This is a genomic window from Rhodanobacter sp. A1T4 (assembly GCF_014207185.1).
Classification (GTDB): domain Bacteria; phylum Pseudomonadota; class Gammaproteobacteria; order Xanthomonadales; family Rhodanobacteraceae; genus Rhodanobacter.
The window spans coordinates 80,804-98,712 of record NZ_JACHCP010000004.1; the positions used below are offsets into that span (position 1 = coordinate 80,804).

15 protein-coding genes and 2 pseudogenes are annotated in these 17,909 nt (G+C 59.7%); 9 read left to right on the forward strand and 8 right to left on the reverse strand.

From position 1 onward, the window contains the following. The first annotated feature begins 277 nt into the window (after positions 1–277). From HDE80_RS09010 to HDE80_RS09025, 4 genes are all read left to right on the forward strand, one after another. Positions 278–553 (forward strand): DUF2845 domain-containing protein, encoded by a 276-nt coding sequence (locus HDE80_RS09010; RefSeq protein WP_184670111.1) that lies wholly within the window; start codon positions 278–280, stop codon positions 551–553. Between the two features lie 69 nt (positions 554–622). Beyond that, a complete protein-coding gene (locus tag HDE80_RS09015) occupies positions 623–964 on the forward strand; it encodes a DUF2845 domain-containing protein (protein WP_184600454.1) in 342 nt (113 codons plus the stop codon). A gap of 78 nt (positions 965–1,042) precedes the next feature. Then, complete coding sequence (locus HDE80_RS09020; RefSeq protein WP_345776431.1) at positions 1,043–2,284, forward strand: low temperature requirement protein A; 1,242 nt, start codon at positions 1,043–1,045, stop codon at positions 2,282–2,284. A 69-nt stretch (positions 2,285–2,353) separates the two neighbouring features. Then, the gene (locus HDE80_RS09025; protein WP_184670113.1) at positions 2,354–3,148 is read left to right on the forward strand and encodes a mechanosensitive ion channel domain-containing protein; all 795 of its coding nucleotides are present in this window, start codon (positions 2,354–2,356) and stop codon (positions 3,146–3,148) included. A 9-nt stretch (positions 3,149–3,157) separates the two neighbouring features. Here the strand turns inward: HDE80_RS09025 and HDE80_RS09030 are convergent, their stop codons facing one another. Together HDE80_RS09030 and HDE80_RS09035 are read right to left on the reverse strand one after the other, a co-directional pair. Continuing rightward, positions 3,158–6,757 carry a M1 family aminopeptidase gene (locus HDE80_RS09030; protein WP_184670115.1) on the reverse strand — a complete coding sequence of 1,200 codons (3,600 nt, stop codon included), beginning with the start codon at positions 6,755–6,757 and terminating at the stop codon, positions 3,158–3,160. 61 nt (positions 6,758–6,818) lie between these two features. Further along, positions 6,819–7,706 (reverse strand): ABC transporter ATP-binding protein, encoded by an 888-nt coding sequence (locus HDE80_RS09035; RefSeq protein WP_184670117.1) that lies wholly within the window; start codon positions 7,704–7,706, stop codon positions 6,819–6,821. Between the two features lie 236 nt (positions 7,707–7,942). On the opposite strand from HDE80_RS09035, the pseudogene aceF reads away from it, so the two are divergent. Together aceF and lpdA are read left to right on the forward strand one after the other, a co-directional pair. Continuing rightward, positions 7,943–9,328 (forward strand): annotated as a pseudogene (aceF, locus tag HDE80_RS09040) (dihydrolipoyllysine-residue acetyltransferase); the annotation flags it as partial. A 136-nt stretch (positions 9,329–9,464) separates the two neighbouring features. Beyond that, entirely contained in the window at positions 9,465–11,288 is a 1,824-nt protein-coding gene (gene lpdA / locus HDE80_RS09045; protein ID WP_184670121.1) for a dihydrolipoyl dehydrogenase, read from the forward strand. 89 nt (positions 11,289–11,377) lie between these two features. Here lpdA and HDE80_RS09050 read toward each other — a convergent pair whose 3' ends face one another. Beyond that, on the reverse strand, positions 11,378–11,674 hold the full coding sequence (locus HDE80_RS09050; RefSeq protein WP_184670123.1) for a GIY-YIG nuclease family protein: 297 nt from the start codon (positions 11,672–11,674) through the stop codon (positions 11,378–11,380). Between the two features lie 146 nt (positions 11,675–11,820). Here HDE80_RS09050 and HDE80_RS09055 point away from each other — a divergent pair, with 146 nt between their 5' ends. Continuing rightward, entirely contained in the window at positions 11,821–12,141 is a 321-nt protein-coding gene (locus HDE80_RS09055; protein ID WP_184670125.1) for a glycine zipper 2TM domain-containing protein, read from the forward strand. Between the two features lie 80 nt (positions 12,142–12,221). Here the strand turns inward: HDE80_RS09055 and HDE80_RS09060 are convergent, their stop codons facing one another. The 3 genes from HDE80_RS09060 to HDE80_RS09070 form a co-directional block, all read right to left on the reverse strand. Continuing rightward, complete coding sequence (locus HDE80_RS09060) at positions 12,222–12,815, reverse strand: NADPH-dependent FMN reductase (RefSeq protein WP_184670127.1); 594 nt, start codon at positions 12,813–12,815, stop codon at positions 12,222–12,224. A gap of 165 nt (positions 12,816–12,980) precedes the next feature. Continuing rightward, positions 12,981–13,406 carry an organic hydroperoxide resistance protein gene (locus HDE80_RS09065; protein WP_184670129.1) on the reverse strand — a complete coding sequence of 142 codons (426 nt, stop codon included), beginning with the start codon at positions 13,404–13,406 and terminating at the stop codon, positions 12,981–12,983. A 164-nt stretch (positions 13,407–13,570) separates the two neighbouring features. Then, positions 13,571–14,032 carry a MarR family transcriptional regulator gene (locus tag HDE80_RS09070; protein ID WP_184670131.1) on the reverse strand — a complete coding sequence of 154 codons (462 nt, stop codon included), beginning with the start codon at positions 14,030–14,032 and terminating at the stop codon, positions 13,571–13,573. A gap of 238 nt (positions 14,033–14,270) precedes the next feature. On the opposite strand from HDE80_RS09070, the pseudogene HDE80_RS09075 reads away from it, so the two are divergent. After that, positions 14,271–14,651 (forward strand): annotated as a pseudogene (locus HDE80_RS09075) (DUF3224 domain-containing protein); the annotation flags it as partial. A gap of 9 nt (positions 14,652–14,660) precedes the next feature. Here the strand turns inward: HDE80_RS09075 and dinB are convergent. Then, the gene (gene dinB, locus HDE80_RS09080) at positions 14,661–15,761 is read right to left on the reverse strand and encodes a DNA polymerase IV (RefSeq protein ID WP_184670135.1); all 1,101 of its coding nucleotides are present in this window, start codon (positions 15,759–15,761) and stop codon (positions 14,661–14,663) included. Between the two features lie 98 nt (positions 15,762–15,859). After that, a complete protein-coding gene (locus HDE80_RS09085; RefSeq protein ID WP_184600467.1) occupies positions 15,860–16,360 on the reverse strand; it encodes a hypothetical protein in 501 nt (166 codons plus the stop codon). A gap of 194 nt (positions 16,361–16,554) precedes the next feature. On the opposite strand from HDE80_RS09085, the gene HDE80_RS09090 reads away from it, so the two are divergent. After that, positions 16,555–17,886, forward strand: coding sequence for an amino acid permease (locus tag HDE80_RS09090; RefSeq protein WP_184670137.1), 1,332 nt, complete (start codon positions 16,555–16,557; stop codon positions 17,884–17,886). Positions 17,887–17,909: the final 23 nt, after the last annotated feature.

A 17,909-nucleotide genomic window follows, 5' to 3' on the forward strand; every position in this document is an offset into this window, starting at 1 on the left:
TTATATCCGGCGCTTGGAGCTGCCCCGCGAACGGTCATTCATGGAAATGAGCGCCAGACAACATGGCAAAAGCGCTGCGGCGCTGCGTAATAATTTTCGACTATGCTTCATGTAGTGACGAGCCAGACTTGGAAGTTGCGATCGAACCATTGTGCAACTTGGCGCTTTACAAAGTTATAAGGCATGGAAAGCGTGCTAGCGCGTTTGCGTTATTTGATATTCGACTCGACCGGATGCCGAAAGGCACGTTGTAGTTGGTTACATTCAAGGAGAGTTTATGCGCAGCCTATTGTTGATTTCGTTACTGGCATTAAGCCTTGGTATTCAAGCGAATGACACTTTGCGGGTGGGCCAAGAGGTGCTGACGGTAGGTGATCCGGCCACCCATGCCATCGATTTATTGGGCACGCCGGTTTACAAGGAGCCGTTGGAGAATAACTTCGGTGCCTATGTCGGCGAACGCTGGCAATACAAGCGTGAAAGCGGCCGCATTGTGACCATCACGATTATCGGCGGCAAAGTGGCCAACATCGAAGAAAGTCAAACGTACTAGGCCAGGTCAGAGCGTGCAGAACCAGCGCGCCAAAAATCACAAGGACTTCAAGCAGACAAGGAGCATGTCATGCGTATTCGTCTTATCGTTGCAATTTCCGCGCTCGGTGCGGCGTTTGTTTTCGGCACGGCTGCCGAAGCTGTCAGCACACTGCGTGTGGGTAATCAGGTACTGACCGCCGGTGATAGCGAGGTGCGCGTCACCGAGCTGCTGGGCAGGCCTTCACATAAATCTCGTGGCCGTAGCTCACGCAGTAACCGTTCTCGCAGCGGCAGCAGTCGGTCACGCCACGTGCGCATTGCGTCCGATGAATCAGGCGGTGAAAAATGGCAGTACCATCGCGATGATCACGTCACCACAGTGACGATTGTCGATGGCAAGGTCACTGATATCGACGATCATCGCATCTGACCAGATCGTATCTGGAAGAATCCGGTGGTAGCGCTTCGGTAGTCATGCGATAAAGCGGGGAATTGTTGGAGATCCCTGGTGACCGTTCCCTCCGCTGGAAATTCATGGTTCGCGCGTTTTGGCCTGTTGTCGCGGGTCAGTCTGCTCAGGCCGCGTGGCGACCACGAGCAGAGCAAGGTCACCAATATCGAACTGTTCTTCGATCTGGTGTTCGTCTACGCGGTGACCCAGCTGTCGCATACCTTGCTGCATCATCTGAACCTGATCGGTGCACTGCAGGTGCTGCTGCTATTTTTGGCCATGTGGTGGGTGTGGATATTTACCGGCTGGGTCACCAACTGGCTTGATCCGGAAAGGCCGTTGGTGCGGTTGGCCCTGCTGACCTTGATGCTCGCAGGTTTGCTGCTATCGATCGCGCTGCCCGAGGCGTTTGGCGAGCGTGGCATGCTGTTCGCCGGAGCCTACGTTTTCATGCAGGTTGGGCGAACTTTTTTCATGCTATGGGCGATAGGGGATGCTGCGCCAGCGAATACCCGGAATTTTCAACGCATCGCCGTATGGCTGGTGGTGTCGGGAATTCTCTGGCTGGTCGGCGGATGGCTGGATGGATGGCTGCGCGCGGTATTGTGGGTGGTTGCGTTGCTGCTGGAATACCTTGGTCCCGCGCTGACCTTTCGGGTTCCTGGGCTTGGTCGTTCGAGTACCGCCGACTGGAATGTTGACGGCGGTCACCTGGCCGAGCGCTGCAGTCAGTTTGTAATCATCGCGCTAGGTGAATCAGTGCTGGTGACTGGTTCCAGTTTTGCCGATAGCTTGCGGCAGCCGCAGGCACTCATGGCATTTGTCAGCGCCTTCATCGGCAGCGTCGCCATGTGGTGGATCTATTTCGATCTGGGTGCCGAGCGTGGCAGCCGCGCGATCCGCCAGTCGGCTGATCCGGGCCATACCGCGCGTATCGCTTACACCTATCTGCATCTGCTGATCGTCGCCGGCATCATCGTCTGCGCGGTGGCGGATGAGTTGACTCTGCGTGACCCTCAGCAACGTACTGATGTGGTCGGTGCCGCCGTACTGTTGGGTGGTCCAGCCTTGTATCTGATCGGCAATGCGCTGTTCAAGAAAACCGTGAACGGCACTAACCTGCCGCTATCGCATCTGATCGGGCTGTCGCTGCTTTTGATGCTTGCGCTGAGCTTTCCGTGGTGGTCGATAGCGTGGTTGGGCATGGCGACCACGGCCGTGCTGCTGTTGGTGGCGGTCTGGGAGGTGCGCTCGTTGCGCAGTGTGCGCGAGCTGCTGGAAAAGCAATTGCCAGACTGAGCCGCTTCAGCAAATTTTTCATGATTGGTTTGTTAGCGTTGATAAGACTTATCAACCCGAGCCAATGCCATGCACGACTTTCTCGATAATCTGCTGGGAGCAAAACTCTCCGAAAGCGTCATCCATGTCGGATTGAATCTGCTGCTGGCGTTGCTGATTTTGCTGATCGGGATCTGGCTGGCGGCGCGGCTGGCCAATTTTTCCGAGCGCGCGCTGCATCGTGCGCAGGTCGATGTGACGCTGAGCGGTTTTTTGCGCAACCTGATCTATGGCGTGCTGGTTGCCGTGCTGATCGTGACGGCGCTTATTACCGCCGGTGTTTCGGCGGCGCCGCTGGTCGCTGCGCTCGGCACAGCGGGGCTGGCGATAGGGCTGGCCCTGCAGGGATCGCTGAGCAACCTCGCCTGGGGCGTGCTTTTGATCGTATTCCGGCCATTCCGCGTCGGTGACTATGTGACTGCCGGCAGCATCGAAGGCACGGTGGAAAGTATCAACCTGATGCATACGCTGATCGTACTGCCGGACAACCGCGAAGCCATCGTGCCCAACGGCAAGGTGGGTGCCGACGCTATTCTCAACTTCAACCGCCGCGGCACGCGGCGCTTCGAGCTGCCGATTGCGATTGGCTACAAGGATGATATCGGCAGTGCGATGGCCGAGATCAAGCGGCTATTCGATGAAGACTCGCGCATCCTGAAAGATCCGGCACCGGGCGTCTGGACTGGCGCCTTGGGTGACAAATCGGTGAGCCTGATCGTGCGCGGCTGGACGCGTTCATCGGACAACTGGTCGGCGAAAACCGACCTGCTGCGTGCCATCAAGGAGAGCCTCGAGAAGGCAGGCGTGACCCTGGCATTTCCGTAGTATCGGCCGCTATTGCAGGGTCACGGCCTTGCGGTTATCGCCGGATACGCGATCGATCAATTCATTGTACGGATCAATGCCTGCGTCGAAGGGCAGGCTATCGACGGTGACGGTGATCGTGCTGTCGCCACTGGGCAGCATGCGTTTTTGCAGGTACAGCGGCGTGCCATCCAGCCCGGTGTGTGCAGGCGCGGCAAATACGCCGATCTCGATCGGGGTGTCCGGCGGTGCATCGGTCTCCTTGCCTGTGCCATCGACGTAGACCTTGCCGGCATGCACTTTCATCGTCACTTCGTATTTGCCGTTAGGCAGTTTCTTCGCGGTCGCTTCGGTGATGCGGTTATCGAATAGGGTGATATTCCAGAACAGGTCATCCAGCAGGGATTTCCACTTTGGATCGATTGCGCTGCCCAGTGCATCCATAAATTCCTTTGAGGTGGTGTAGGGCGGTTGCTGGAAGCCTTTGGCTTCAAGAAAACCTTTCAGCGCCTTGTCGAGCGTGTCCTCGCCGATGTAATCCTGTAAGGCGTAGAACACCAGCGAGCCTTTCCGATAGTGGATGTACTGCTGATTTTCCACTTTCGCCAGTGGCTCCTCGGCCACTTTCTCGGTACTGCGACCGGCCAGATAGCCGTCCAGCTCATATTTCAGGAATCGACGCATCTGGCTGGCGCCATACTTTTGCTTCATCACCATCAGTGCCGAATACTGCGCCAGCGATTCGCTGAGCATGGTCGAGCCCTGCATGTTGGCGCCGATCACGCGATGCGCCCACCACTGATGAGCCACTTCATGGGCGGTGACGTAGTAGACGTAATCGATCTTGCTGGTGTCCCGCAGGTCGGCGATAAAACCGATCGACTCAGAAAACGGAATGGTATTGGCGAACGACTGCGCAAGGCTTGCGTAATTCGGAAACTCCAGGATGCGCAGCTGATGAAACTGGTACGGTGTGTAGTGAGCATCGTAGTAATCCAGCGCATCTTTCGCACCGTGGATCATTCGGTCCACGTTCCACGCATGCGCGGGGTTGTAATACACCGAAATATCCACGCCCTTCCATAGCTCGTGCTTCACTGCATAACGCGCGGAGAGGTAGGAAAAGAACGGCAGCATCGGTTGATCCTTGCCGTCCTGATTCATTGTGTAATGGAAATAGTGCCGGCCGTTAGTCGTCCACTCCTTGGCTAGATATCCGGGCGCCACCGCGATCTGGTCGGCGGCGGTGGATACGGTGGTATCGAAACTGATCCAGTCCGCGTCGTTGCTGATATAGGTATTCGCGCGCGCTTTCTCGTCGCCGAGCTTCGGCATGCGCGGCACTTGGGCGCTGAGTCCGTACTTGCGACGATCGTTGCGATCGGTGATCTGATCGTCGGTCTGATAACCGAACTGCGGCATGACGCTGTTGTTGAAGAAAGTACCGTTGTACGCAAGGAACTGACCTTCCGGGCTGTTGGTGAAACCCTTCGGCGCATATTCGAGGGCGAAGTCGAAATCCATCGATGCGCCCGGCGCGAGCGGCGTTTTCAGACGATAGATGATGTAGCCGAGGTCCTTGTCGTCGCTGACCGTGTCGTGTGGTGCGAAGTCGAGCGACTTCACGGTGAAACCGTCGGTAAAGTTCACGTGCAGTTCGCTGATTGGCGCATCGTGTTTGTTGACCAGCGTGTAGTGGCCGCGGATTTCCAACCTGCGCTCGTTCGGATAGATGTCCACATCCGCTTTCACTGCGGTGATGCGCGGTTGTGGTAGATCCTTGAACTTCGCATATTTCTTTTCGTAGCTGGCTTGCTGCTCCAGCTTGTCGCTGCTGCTCTGGTAATGGTTGAGCACGTTGGTGTTGTAGTAGATCCACACGCCACTGCCGACGAAGCCAAGCAGCGCCATCGCCATCGCCAGCCGTGCCGGTGCGCGCAGCCGCACGCGTGCCTCGCGAACGCGATCACGCCATGCGTGGCCAGTGCCGCGTACCCAGAACAGTGCCGCAAGCACCAGCAGTACGACGGCGCAACTGGCCCAGTAGAAGTCGAACCAGAGTGCAGCCTTCAGGAAATGCCCGAAGCCGTTCATGTCCGAATACGGAGTCTCAGGTGCGGAGCCGTAGTTGTACAGATTCTGTTCCCAGTGCAGCAGGCCGAAACCGATCTGTGCCACCAGCCAGACAATGGTCAGCAGATAGCCGAGAAACTTGTTGTTCGAGATCACCTGCAGGAACAACGCCAGCACAGCCAGCAGCACGAACGGAATCGCGTCCAGTGCCAGCGAGCCCAGATAAAGGCCGGGTTCGATATGCGTGTAGCCATGGCCAAGCTGCCACACGATGCCGACCGCAGCGCCTACCAGCAGAAACGTCACGATCACCGTGATCAAGGCGCCGAGCTTTGCAGTCAGCGGTATCCAGTCCGGCAGTGGAAACGCGTCGCTTACTTCGGCCGAACGCTGGCTGCGCTCGCGCCACACCAGTTCACCGGCATAGAAAGTGATGATGATGTACAGCAGCCACTGGTAGCCGCCACGAATGTTTTCCAGTACCTGATGCGTGACTGGATAGGTTGAGGTGCCGTAGATCTGGCCGGACAGCAGAAACGCGCCGACCACATTGGCAATGCCTAGCGTCAGCATGATCAGGAACGGCGCACCGCGCAGCACGCCCAGGGTGTCGAACGCGAACAATGTGCGTAGCTGCAGCCAATGCGTGCGCGCGTCATCGGAGAGCTGCACCGTGGGCAGCGCCAGCGCTGTTGCCGCGGACTGCGGTCGCAGCATGGGTGGCTCCGCTCGTTTTTTGCGTCGGGGTAACTGCAGCCCTTCGCGATTTGGCCGGAACAATACAAACGCTGCTGCCAGCATCACCAGACTCACTGCGCTCCACAGCAACCGGTTGAACAGCAGTACGCCTTCCAGCGCGGGCAATTCATGATTGGACTGATACGCAGACCAGTAGCGCGTCACCAAAGCCATCGTACGTGCGCCGAATGGATCGAGCATCGCCGCCATGAAGTGATTGTTGATGTCCTTGGTCAGCTGGCCGACCACACTTTGCAGCACGAAGTAGGCGATCACGCCGACATAGGTCGCCAGCAGCGAACGCGTCGTCGTTGCCAGCAGAAAAAGCAGCGACGCGATAAACAGCATGTCCGGTATCACCATCACGCCGAACGCCCACGCGTACCCGTGCCAACTCGCTGGGCCTAACCGCACCGTGTCGATCCAGGGCATGAAACTGCCGATCGCCAGGCCCAGCGCGCATGCCAGCATGATCGCCAGCGCCGCCAGATAACCTGCGGCAAAGCGACCGCCGAGATAGGCGCGACGGCTGATCGGCGTACTGAAGAAAAGTTCGGCGGTGCGTTGATCGAAGTCGCGCAGCGCGGCACCGGCAACGAACAGCGTCACCAGAAACATACTGAGCACGGTAAGCACGCTCATCAGCCGTACGATGACCGTCGGCGCATTGCGCAGCACATTGCCGCTGGCGCCGCCGATGACGACAGCATCAGTGCTGACCAGGGTGAACGCCAGCGCGCCGAACACCAGCGCAACAATCCAGAACAGCGGTGCCTTGAGCTGCTGGCGTAATTCGAATCGGAAGATCTCGAAGAACATCAATGTTCCTGTGGCTGTGCGGCGGGTTTCTAGCAGAGAAGGTCTTGGAGTAGCCGCGAGGTTAGGCGGCTCGCGCCACCGTGCCCTGTTCGCGCAGGCGCCCGAAATAGACGTCCTCCAGATCCGGCGCTACCGCCTCGAAACCTTCGCCCGGTTGCGAGTCGGCCAGCACGTGCAACAAGGTGCGGCCGCCGGCGAGGCGGGTGGACAGGATATTCATGCGCGCCCGATAGCCGTCCAGTTCGGCCTTGTCGATACTGCGGCGCCAGACGCGGCCTTCGAGTGAGCGGATCGCCTCGATCGGCTCGCCACTGAGCAGCACCTGACCCTGCGCGATGATGGCCATGCGCGGGCACAGGTCGGTCACGTCCTCGACGATATGGGTCGACAGAATCACCACCACGCGCTCGCCGATTTCCGCCAGCAGGTTGAGGAAGCGGTTGCGTTCCTCGGGATCGAGCCCGGCCGTGGGTTCGTCGACAATGACCAGCCTTGGATCGCCGATCAGCGCCTGCGCGATGCCAAAGCGCTGGCGCATGCCGCCGGAGTAGGTACCAAGCTTGCGCTTGCGAACGTCCCACAGGTTCACCTGCCGCAGCAGCGATTCGACTAGCTCGCGCCGCTCGGCTTTTACGGTAACGCCCTTGAGCACGGCAAAGTGATCAAGCATCGCCTCCGCGGAAACTTTCGGATACACGCCAAATTCCTGTGGCAGATAGCCGAGCTTGCGTCGGGTGGCGTGCTTGTCGGCGAGCAGGTCGACGCCGTCGAGCATGATGCTGCCCGCGTCCGGATCCTGCAGTGTGGCAATCGTGCGCATCAAAGACGACTTGCCCGCGCCGTTGGGGCCGAGCAGGCCGAACATGCCGTGCGGGATTTCCAGTGACACGCTGCGCAGTGCGCGCACACCGTTGGCGTAAGTCTTCGACAGGTCACGAATGGTCAGCATGCATGGCTTCCTTGGCCGTGCGCGCAGCATGCGCACAAAGGCGTTAGTGGCGGTTAGCGTAGGACATCGATAGCGGCTTTGCGTGCGCTCAAGGTAATGCATACGTATGCGTATGGTTTGGTGTACTTTATAGCGATATCTCTGCAAAGGCAGACGGACCGCGCAGGCGTTAGTTATGATGGGGGCCTTGCCCGCGACCGCCATCCCCAGGCGCTACGCCACCGCCATTTGCAGGAGTCCCCATGGCTGATCTGAAAGAAGCCCGTGTTCCCGATATCGGCCAGTCCGACGTTCCGGTCATCGAAGTACTGGTCAAAGCCGGTGATCGCGTCGAAAAAGAACAAAGCCTGATTACGCTGGAATCGGACAAGGCCACCATGGAAGTGCCCGCGCCGTTCGCCGGCACGGTGAAGGAAGTAAAGGTCAAGGTCGGTGACGAAGTGGCTGAAGGCACACTGATTGCCACTATCGAGGCCGATGACGCCACGTCGGAAGCTGCGCCCGCCGCCAAGGTCGAGGCGCCGAAGACGGAACCCAAGAAGGTCGAAGACAAGCAGGCCGAGGCAACCAAGCAAGACAGCAAGCCCGTCGAAGAAAAGCCGGCGCCGATCGGCGGCCGTGCCGTGCTGCCGGGCAATGCGCCCGAAGGCGACGCCGCACCGTCGGCGCGCCCGCCGCTTGATGCCACCATCGTGATGCCAGGCGACGCACCTTACGCCAGCCCGGCCATCCGTGCGTTTGCCCGCGAGCTCGGGGTGGATGTCGCCCAGGTCAAGGGCAGCGGCCGCGGCGGTCGTATCCAGCGCGAGGACGTCAGTGATTACGTGAAGCATGCACTGGCCTCGGGCGCGCGTCCGGTCGTCGGCAGCGCCTCGACGTCGGTCGGCGGTCTCAATCTGCTGCCTTGGCCGAAGATCGACTTTTCCAAATTCGGCGAGATCGAGGAAAAGGCGCTCTCGCGCATCCAGAAAATTTCCGGCGCCAACCTCGCGCGCAACTGGGCGATGATCCCGCACGTCACCCAGCACGATGATGCCGATATCACCGAGCTGGAAGCCTTCCGCAAGAAGCTCGGCGAAGAGAACAAAGATTTGAAAGTCACGCCGCTGGTGTTCCAGATCAAGGCGGTGGTCGCGGCGCTGAAGCAGTTCCCGCAGTTCAACGCCTCGCTCGATGAGTCCGGTGAAAAGCTCATTCTGAAGAAATATTTCCATATCGGCATTGCGGTCGATACGCCCGATGGTCTGGTCGTGCCGGTGATCCGCGATTGCGACAAGAAGGGCCTGCTCGACCTGGCCCGCGAGCTGGGCGAGATTTCGAAAAAGGCGCGCGAGAAGAAGCTCGGCCCGGCGGAAATGTCCGGCGGCTGTTTCTCGATCAGCTCGCTGGGCGGCATCGGCGGTACCGGCTTCACGCCGATCGTCAATGCGCCGGAAGTGGCGATCCTCGGCGTGTCCAAGGCGGCGATGAAGCCGGTATGGAACGGCAAGGAGTTCGCACCTCGCCTGTTACTACCGCTCTCGCTGAGCTACGACCACCGCGTGATCGATGGTGCGCTCGCTGCACGCTTCGCCGCCTTCCTCGCCACACAGCTTGGCGACATTCGCCGACTATTGCTCTGATTGTGCTTCCTCTCCCATTGGGGAGAGGCTTGCGGCGAGGGACGGCTATCCGCCTGATCCTCGCCTGCGATAGCTCCCACACCTACATCAACGCTCCGCGCCGTTCGTGCCGCGAGTGACTACAAAGGATCTCCCCATGGCCAACACCATCGAAATCAAGGTTCCCGACATCGGCGACAATAGCAGCGTGCCGGTCATTGAAATTCTGGTGCAGGTCGGCGACACGGTAACGAAGGAACAGAGCCTGATTACGCTGGAGTCGGACAAGGCGACCATGGAGATTCCCACCAGCGTCGCGGGCGTCATCAAAGAGATCAAGCTGAAGGTAGGTGACGAAGTTTCCGAAGGAAGCGTGATCGCCATGGTGGAAGCCGCCTCCGATGAAGCCGTTGAAGCCACGTCACCCAACAAGCACGAGGTGGCCAAGCCAGAATCAGCCAAGGCCGAAGTGGCGAAGCCGGAACCCGCAAAAGTCGATGCGCCCGCGGCCTCCAACGACAAGCCGGCTGCGCCAGCGCCGAAGGCAGCAGGTGAGTCCGGCCGTAAGGCGGATATTGACTGCAAACTTGTCGTGCTGGGTTCGGGTCCGGGCGGATATACGGCGGCCTTTCGTGCCGCCGATCTCGGCGTCGATACGGTGCTGGTCGAACGCTACGCCACGCTGGGTGGTGTCTGCCTCAACGTCGGCTGCATTCCGTCCAAGGCGTTGTTGCACGCCGCCACCGTGATCGACGAGGCCGAAGCGATGGCTGCGCACGGCATTACTTTCGGCAAACCGAAAATCGAGATCGACAAGCTGCGCGATTTCAAGACCAAGGTGGTCGGCAAGCTCACTGGCGGGCTCACCTCGATGGCCAAGCAGCGCAAGGTGCGTCTCGTCGAAGGCGTGGGCGCGTTTATCTCGCCGAATGAACTGGAAGTCCACACGAAAGATGGCAAGAAGCTCATCCGCTTCGAAAACGCGATCATCGCCGCTGGTTCGCAGTCGGTGAAGCTGCCCTCGTTTCCATGGGACGACGAGCGCATCATCGACTCCACTGGCGCGCTGGAGCTGAAGGACGTGCCGAAGAAACTGCTGGTCGTCGGTGGCGGCATCATCGGTCTGGAGATGGCGACGGTGTATTCGGCATTGGGCAGCGAAGTGACTGTGGTCGAGTTCATGGATCAGTTGATTCCCGGTGCCGACGCCGATCTGATCAAGCCGCTGGCGCAGCGCTTGGCCAAGCGGCTCAAGGGCATTCACCTCAAGACCAAGGTGGTCGAGGCCAAGGCCACCAAGAAAGGCATTGAAGTCAGTTACGAGGGCGATAGCGTGCCCGCCGCCACGCTGTTCGATCGCGTGTTGGTGTCGGTCGGTCGCTCGCCCAACGGAGGCAAGATCGGCGCCGACAAGGCTGGCGTCAGTGTCAACGATCGCGGCTTCATCACGGTCGATAACCAGATGCGCACCAACGTGCCGCACATCTTCGCCATCGGCGATCTGGTCGGCCAGCCGATGCTGGCGCACAAGGCCACGCACGAAGCCAAGGTCGCTGCCGAAGTCGTTGCCGGTCACAAGAGCTATTTCGATGCGCGGGTGATTCCGTCGGTCGCGTATACCGATCCCGAAATCGCCTGGGTCGGCGTCAGCGAGCGCGAGGCGAAGGAAAAGGGCCTGAAAGTCGGCGTCGCCAAATTCCCCTGGGCTGCCAGCGGCCGCGCTATAGGCAACGATCGCACCGAAGGTTTCACCAAACTGCTGTTCGACGAGGCGACTCATCGCATCGTCGGCGGTGGCATCGTCGGCCAGCATGCCGGGGATCTGATCTCGGAGGTAACGTTGGCGATCGAGATGGGCAGTGAAGCCGCCGATATCGGCCTCACCATCCATCCGCATCCGACGTTGAGTGAATCCGTCGGCATGGCGGCGGAAATCTACGAAGGCACGATTACCGATCTGTATATGCCGAAGAAAAAGTAAGCCTGCGTAGGTTGGGGTGAGCGCGAGCGAACCCCAACATTTCCAGCTACAGCACTTTGAAGTTCACGGCTGCTCTGATGTTTGGCCAATCATTCTTCGAGCAAAAAAACCAGCTTCCGTTCCTTCGGCAGCTGCTTGATCTGCCACTCGGCACGCGAAGCGCTCGACCGATCGGGATAGTTGCGAAAACCAAGTAGCCGCAGCGGCGGATTCGCGCGGGTGTAGCGTGCGCCGCGCCCGCTCACGTGGGCGGCATAACGAACTTCGAGCCGGTTGGTGATGCCGGCGTAGTAGCTGCCATTGCGGCATTCGATCAGATAGACGCACCAGTTTTTGACGAGAGTGGTCGCTTGAGGCGTTGCGGGTTTAGCAACAGGTGATGTCATCACTATCTGTCCATACAGAAAGGTGCGATGTTGCTTGAAATGCACTCGTAGCGCTTTGTGTGCCGGGTATGTGTAGATGGCCCGCTTGACTCCCTCATCACGCCGCACAGGTTATCAATAACTTGTACTCCAATGGAGAGTCAGCCATGAACAAGTCACTTATTCTTGCTGCGAGTCTGGCGCTAGGCCTCTCTGCTGCGACAGCGGTGCAGGCGCGCCAAGTTTGCCATGACGTGCAGGTCAAACATATCCAGTCGCAGGATAGTCATCGTCTGATCGGTACTGGCGTTGGCGCTGTTGCGGGTGGTCTGCTTGGTCACCAGGTAGGTGGCGGCAAAGGCAAAACGCTGGCAACCGTGGGCGGCGCCGTAGCCGGTGGCGTTGTCGGTAATCAGGTACAGAAGAACGCGCAGAATCAGAAGGCCTACTACACGACCGAACGTCGCTGCGAGGAAGTCGACGACTGATCTGGCTCAGCCAGGAAGACGCAGGTCCAAGGCCCAGACGCAAATCGCGTCTGGGTCTTTTAGCAGGTGGGAGAGGGATGTTAGTAAGGAGTGCCCTGATCACGCTCACGCTTCAGGGCGCGGGCATACCAGAAGAATTCGCTGAGGAAGCGATCGAGTGATTTTTGCGTGCGCGGGTCCGTTGGCTTTCCACCCTCATCCAGTGCCGTGGCTATATGCGGAATAGGGCATAGGCTCGGAACGCTCGGCATACCGAGTTCCGCCAGGGTCGCGCGTAACGCCATCGCTGCGCGCACACCACCGAACGGCCCCTGCGAATAGCAGACGATGCCGGACGGTCGCCAGAAATATTCTTCGAGGAAGTGATCGAGCAGGTTCTTCATCGCGGGCGGTATGCCGTGGTTGTACTCGGCGCTGATGATCAGAAAGCCATCGACACGGCGATACAGGGTTGCCAGTGTTTCCAGTAATTCGGGCGCGGTTCCCGCATCGTATTCCTTGTACATCCGGTCGAGCAGCGGCAGCGGCGTTTTCATCGGGTCGACCAGCACGGCCTCGTGGCCGCGTTCTTCGAGTGCTTTAACCACCAGGCGGGCAGCGCGTATGCCCATGCGTTCGTGGCGTACCGTGCCGAGCAGTACGGCGATGGACAGAGGTTTGGATTCAGTCGTCATGGCGTGCTCCGTAAGTGCAGGCACAATAACTGCAGCGAAGTTGCATTCGCGTGTGCATGAATCACACATAAAAATGCCGGCGCGCAGTACCTGCGGCCGGCATAAGGTGACACTGGAGTTACCAAAGTGTGCCGCGCGGGCCACGTTGGAGTGAAGTATCGCGGCTCAGGCAACCGTCAATGTGACGTCGATGTTGCCGCGGGTGGCATTGGAGTAAGGGCAGACAACGTGTGCTTTCTCTACCAGTGCTTCGGCCTGCGCGTGGTCGAGACCTGGAATCGTGATCTTCAGAGCCACTTCGATGCCAAAACCGGTCGGAATCGGGCCAATGCCGACGTCGCCTTCGACCGTGGTATCAGCGGGCAGGCTGATCTTCTGCTGACCGGCGACGTACTTCAGCGCGCCGAGGAAGCAGGCCGAGTAGCCGGCTGCAAACAGCTGCTCGGGGTTGGTGCCGTCACCGCCGGCTCCACCGAGTTCCTTCGGTGTGGTCAGTTTGACGTCCAGCACTTTGTCGGACGAGACGGCGCGGCCGTCACGACCGCCTTTGGCTGTGGCATGGGCGCGGTAGGCGACTTTTTCGATAGACATGGGTGTGTCTCCTTTGTGGTGGGTGAGTTGAATGGTTGCGAGCGGGTGAAGAGGGTGAGTACAAAACGGCGAATTCGGTCTCTGATATATAGCTAACTATTAAATAGCACACTATGTAAAAGATAAATGAAAGTTCGTATGGATTTCGTTTGCTCACTCGCTTGTCAGCTATTGCTGGCGAGCTTTTCACGCAAGCCTGTCAGCTGTTTCTTCAGCGCCACCATTTCATCGAGCTCGCAGCCGGTGGCACAGAACACGGCGTTTGGCACGCTGCCGGCTTGTTTCTTCAGCGCGCGGCCTTCCGAGGTCAGCGAGATGATGACCTGCCGTTCGTCCTCAGCCGAGCGTGCACGATCCAACAGTCCGGCAGCTTCCAGACGCTTCAGCAGTGGTGTCAGCGTCGCCGAGTCCAGAAAAAGACGTTCGCCGATATCCGACACGGTCAGATCGTCGCGCTCCCAAAGTACCAGCATCACCAGGTATTGCGGATAGGTAAGACGCAGCCTGGACAGCAGTGTCCGATAGACCTTGTTCATTGCCAGTCCGGCGGAGTACAGCGCAAAGCACAGCTGCTGGTCAAGTTGCAGCAGCGACTTGGTTGCACTTGCGGTGTCTTTAGCCTTCATGGGGTCGCAATATACATAGCGCACTACTTAATTGCAAGCTATCAGAAAAGAATGTCCAAGAGGAGCGCATGGAACCCGACTTCACTGATCACGGCGTTGCCACCGCCCTGCATCCAATCGCGGCCAAACGGCGCGCGATATGCCCCACACCGCATTATTCGTCGTTCATTACTGGCGCTAAACTCATACAACTTACTGACATCAGGAAGAATCGTGACGAAGCCACGCCAGTGGCACGTTCGAAGTGAAAATGGTCCCGCAATCTGCCGAGGAAAATGTCGGCGATGCCAGCATTGGCCGGATGGCGCTGGACAAGATCTTCAGCGGTGATCTTGATGCGACCGGCAAGGGCCAGATGCTGGCGATGCGTGCAGCGGTTGAAGGATCAGCCGGCTATGTCGCGATGGAGTGCGTCACGGGAAGGCTGCATGGTCTTAGCGGGAGCTTTGTCTTGCAGCACAGTGGCACGATGACGCGCGCCGCGCCGCAGCTCAGCGTAACGGTGGTGCCCGATTCCGCTACCGGCGAGCTGGTCGGGCTGACCGGTACGCTGGGCATCACGATTATCGATGGCAAGCATCGCTATGACTTCGAGTACACCGTGCCTGATGCGAGCTGAGCACTTGCCTTAGTTTGTGGTGTCGAACAGATCGGTCTGCGCGTGGTAGCTGTCCTGCTCCACGAAGCCGGCCAGGCCCACACCGACGAGTCGGTACAGCGCATCAGTTGGGCGTTCGACACGCGTACGCAAGGCGCAGGCGATATCGCCCAGTTCCTTGGCTGACAGCGGGGGCTGTGTTGGCGTTAGGCTGCGTGTAAGCGTGCGGAAATCGGAGGTCTTCAGCTTTAGCACCACGGTGCGCGCCACGCGGGCATGTTCTTCAGCAGCAGCGTTGCGCAGATAACCCGCCCAGGCCTTTTCGGCGAGCTGGCGGATATGCGGCTCGAGTTCGTCCAGTGCCAGATCATGCTCGAACGTATCCTCGGCAGAGATCTGCAAGGTCAGTCGTTCGGGTTGCACGGCGTGATCGTCGATGCCACGCGCCAGTTCGTGCAGACGTCGGCCCCAGCGTCCGAAACGCTGCTCCAGTTCGGGCAAGGCGAATACGCGAAGTTCGCCGACGGTGCTGATGCCGAGCACGGCGAGCTTCGCTTCCATTACCTTGCCGACCCCGGGCAGGCGACCGACTGGCAGCGGCGTGAGGAAGGCTTCGACTTGGTGCGGGCGAATCACGTAGAGGCCATCCGGCTTGTTCCAGTCCGACGCGATCTTTGCAAGAAACTTGTTGGGTGCCACGCCGGCCGACGCGGTGAGCTGTGTCTCCTCGCGGATCGCCGCGCGGATTGCCTCGGCGGTCGCCGTTGCCGAGGGCAGGCCGGTCAACGTGGTGGTGACATCGAGATAAGCCTCGTCCAATGAGAGCGGCTCGATCAGCTCCGTGTGCCGCGCGAAGATCTCGCGGATTTGCCGTGACACTGCTTTGTAGCGGACAAAGTCCGGCGGCACGAAGACTACCTGCGGGCACAGCCGCTCGGCGCGCATCGCCGGCATCGCCGAGCGAATGCCGAACACTCGTGCCTCATAACTTGCCGCGCACACCACCGAGCGTGCACCGCGCCAGGCCACCGCCACCGGCTTGCCACGCAATGACGGATCATCGCGCTGCTCGACTGACGCGTAGAACGCATCCATGTCGATATGCAGAATTTTGCGGGTTGGGGCGGTCATGCGCGGTGGCGTACAGCTGATGAAACGGATCTGGCGATTCTAGACCGTGCCGCTGCCGACACCAGTGCGACGGCATGTGCCGATCTGTTGTCGGCAGGTCAATCCTTCGCACGCAGCGTCTGCTCCAGCGCTCGACCCTGGCTGTCACGCCATGCTGCATGCAGGCTGCGTCCTTCAAAACGAAGTTGCAGCGTAGCCATGCCGATGTCGGCAGGCAGTGCCAGCACGGCGAGATCATGATCATCCGCAAACATGGCGCGAAGATGCACGTGGCCATCGGCATAGAAGGCCACGAGCTGTTGCTGAATATCGTACGCACGCACTTGCTTGAAAGGCGCGCTGAGCTTTTGTGGCGGCACGAAGAAGCGCAGCTGGCGCGACCCCTCATCCGCACCCGAAGTCAACACGGCCATGCCGTCGCTCCATCGGACGGCTGGCGCCGAAGTCAGCTCGACCAGCTGAAAAACGATGATGCCCTGACGCGCGCGCACCAGGCAGCGACGGGCCGACGGCACGCCTCGATGGCAGAAACTTTCGATGTGCCAGGGTGGCGCCGTGCGGCTCGCGGCCTGCGCTGGTAATGCGATAGCGCACAGCATGACAAACCCTAGCGTGGCGAGGATGACCCCCCTTGCGTGGTGGCCGAATGTATGGCGTTTGCTATGAGAGATCATTCGATGGGCCCGCTGTATGGCCTGCATGGTTGAACCATAGTGCCCGATACCTACTTAACGAGCGGGCCGTATCATGCGGGACTAGCTGAAACACCACACACAATGGCATGGTAGTGGTCATGTCGACTGAACCTGCCAATGCCTATGTTCGGCGCCTGAGCACCTGGGACGCCGCGATGATCGTGATCGGTGGCGTCATTGGGGCGGGCATTTTCCGCAACCCGGCCGCGATTGCCCAGCAGACAAACTCCGGTTTGCAGGTGCTGATCCTGTGGGTAATCGGCGGCTTGCTGACGCTCGCTGGTGTTCTCTGCTACGCCGAGCTGGGCGCGCGGCGACCGCAGGCGGGTGGTACCTACGTTTATCTGCGCGAGGCATTCGGACAGCTGCCGGCATTTCTGTTCGGCTGGACCATGGCTCTGATCAACTATCCGGGCAGCGTGGCCGCGGTGGCGACCATCTTCGCCGATTATTTCTGTGCGGCAACGGGTCTGCCCGATATGTGGGTGAAGCCGGTGGCCGCCGGCGGGATCGCCTTTATCGTTGGTATCAATCTGTTCGGCATTCGCGCAGGCGCCTGGGTGCAAAACGTTTTCACCGTACTGAAGATCGCGGCGATCGTGCTGCTGGTGGTTGTCGGGTTGGTGCTGGCACGCGGGCATCTGGGCACATCGCTGGCGGTGGACACGTCGCATCCGGTGTCGTCGTGGGCCTTCATCGGCGCGCTGCTGCCGGTGCTGTTTACCTATGGTGGCTTTCACTACCTCAACGATCTGGCCGGTGAAGTGCGCAATCCGCAGCGTACGTTGCCGCGCGCGCTCGGCATGGGCATGGCAGGCGTGGTGATCTGCTACGTGCTGGTGAACTTTGCTTATCTGGCAGGACTGGGACACGCCGGCCTGGCGGCCAGCCACGCGCCGGCGGCAGACCTGATGCGGCGCCTATTTGGGGATACCGGCGCCACCGTGATTGCGGTCGGCATTGCGTGCTCTGCTTTCGGTTACTGCAACATCGCGATCGCTGGTGGCGCGCGCGTGCTGCAGACGATGGGCGCCGACGGCATGTTTTTCCGCGCAGTGGGACGTATCGATCCGCGCACGCGTGCGCCGCAGATTGCACTGGCGGCACTGGGTACATGGGCGATCGTGCTGACGTTGTCGGGCAGCTTCAATCAGCTGCTCGACTACACCACGGTGGGCGAGTGGCTGGGGCACGTGTTCGGCATCGCCACGCTGTTCTGGTATCGCCGGCATTTCATCGATCAGCCGTCGCCTTATCGGGTGCCGTTTTATCCGCTGCTGCCGCTGGTGTTCGTGATCACCGTGTTCAGCGTGATCCTGGCGACAGCGATTCACACGCCGAGCGATGCAGGCATGAGTCTGCTGATCATCGCGTTGGGTGTGCCGGCCTATTACGGCTGGCGTCGAATCTCGGCGCCGCGCTCGCTGTAGTTTGCTTTCCACAGGGTTTGAAG

Coding starts and splice junctions, on each gene's coding strand:
- HDE80_RS09010 (WP_184670111.1), top strand. CDS start 278: ATGCGCAGCCTATTGTTGATTTCGTTACTGGCATTAAGCCTTGGTATT.
- HDE80_RS09015 (WP_184600454.1), top strand. CDS start 623: ATGCGTATTCGTCTTATCGTTGCAATTTCCGCGCTCGGTGCGGCGTTT.
- HDE80_RS09025 (WP_184670113.1), top strand. CDS start 2,354: ATGCACGACTTTCTCGATAATCTGCTGGGAGCAAAACTCTCCGAAAGC.
- HDE80_RS09030 (WP_184670115.1), bottom strand. CDS start 6,757: ATGTTCTTCGAGATCTTCCGATTCGAATTACGCCAGCAGCTCAAGGCA.
- HDE80_RS09035 (WP_184670117.1), bottom strand. CDS start 7,706: ATGCTGACCATTCGTGACCTGTCGAAGACTTACGCCAACGGTGTGCGC.
- lpdA (WP_184670121.1), top strand. CDS start 9,465: ATGGCCAACACCATCGAAATCAAGGTTCCCGACATCGGCGACAATAGC.
- HDE80_RS09050 (WP_184670123.1), bottom strand. CDS start 11,674: ATGACATCACCTGTTGCTAAACCCGCAACGCCTCAAGCGACCACTCTC.
- HDE80_RS09055 (WP_184670125.1), top strand. CDS start 11,821: ATGAACAAGTCACTTATTCTTGCTGCGAGTCTGGCGCTAGGCCTCTCT.
- HDE80_RS09060 (WP_184670127.1), bottom strand. CDS start 12,815: ATGACGACTGAATCCAAACCTCTGTCCATCGCCGTACTGCTCGGCACG.
- HDE80_RS09065 (WP_184670129.1), bottom strand. CDS start 13,406: ATGTCTATCGAAAAAGTCGCCTACCGCGCCCATGCCACAGCCAAAGGC.
- HDE80_RS09070 (WP_184670131.1), bottom strand. CDS start 14,032: ATGAAGGCTAAAGACACCGCAAGTGCAACCAAGTCGCTGCTGCAACTT.
- dinB (WP_184670135.1), bottom strand. CDS start 15,761: ATGACCGCCCCAACCCGCAAAATTCTGCATATCGACATGGATGCGTTC.
- HDE80_RS09085 (WP_184600467.1), bottom strand. CDS start 16,360: ATGCTGTGCGCTATCGCATTACCAGCGCAGGCCGCGAGCCGCACGGCG.
- HDE80_RS09090 (WP_184670137.1), top strand. CDS start 16,555: ATGTCGACTGAACCTGCCAATGCCTATGTTCGGCGCCTGAGCACCTGG.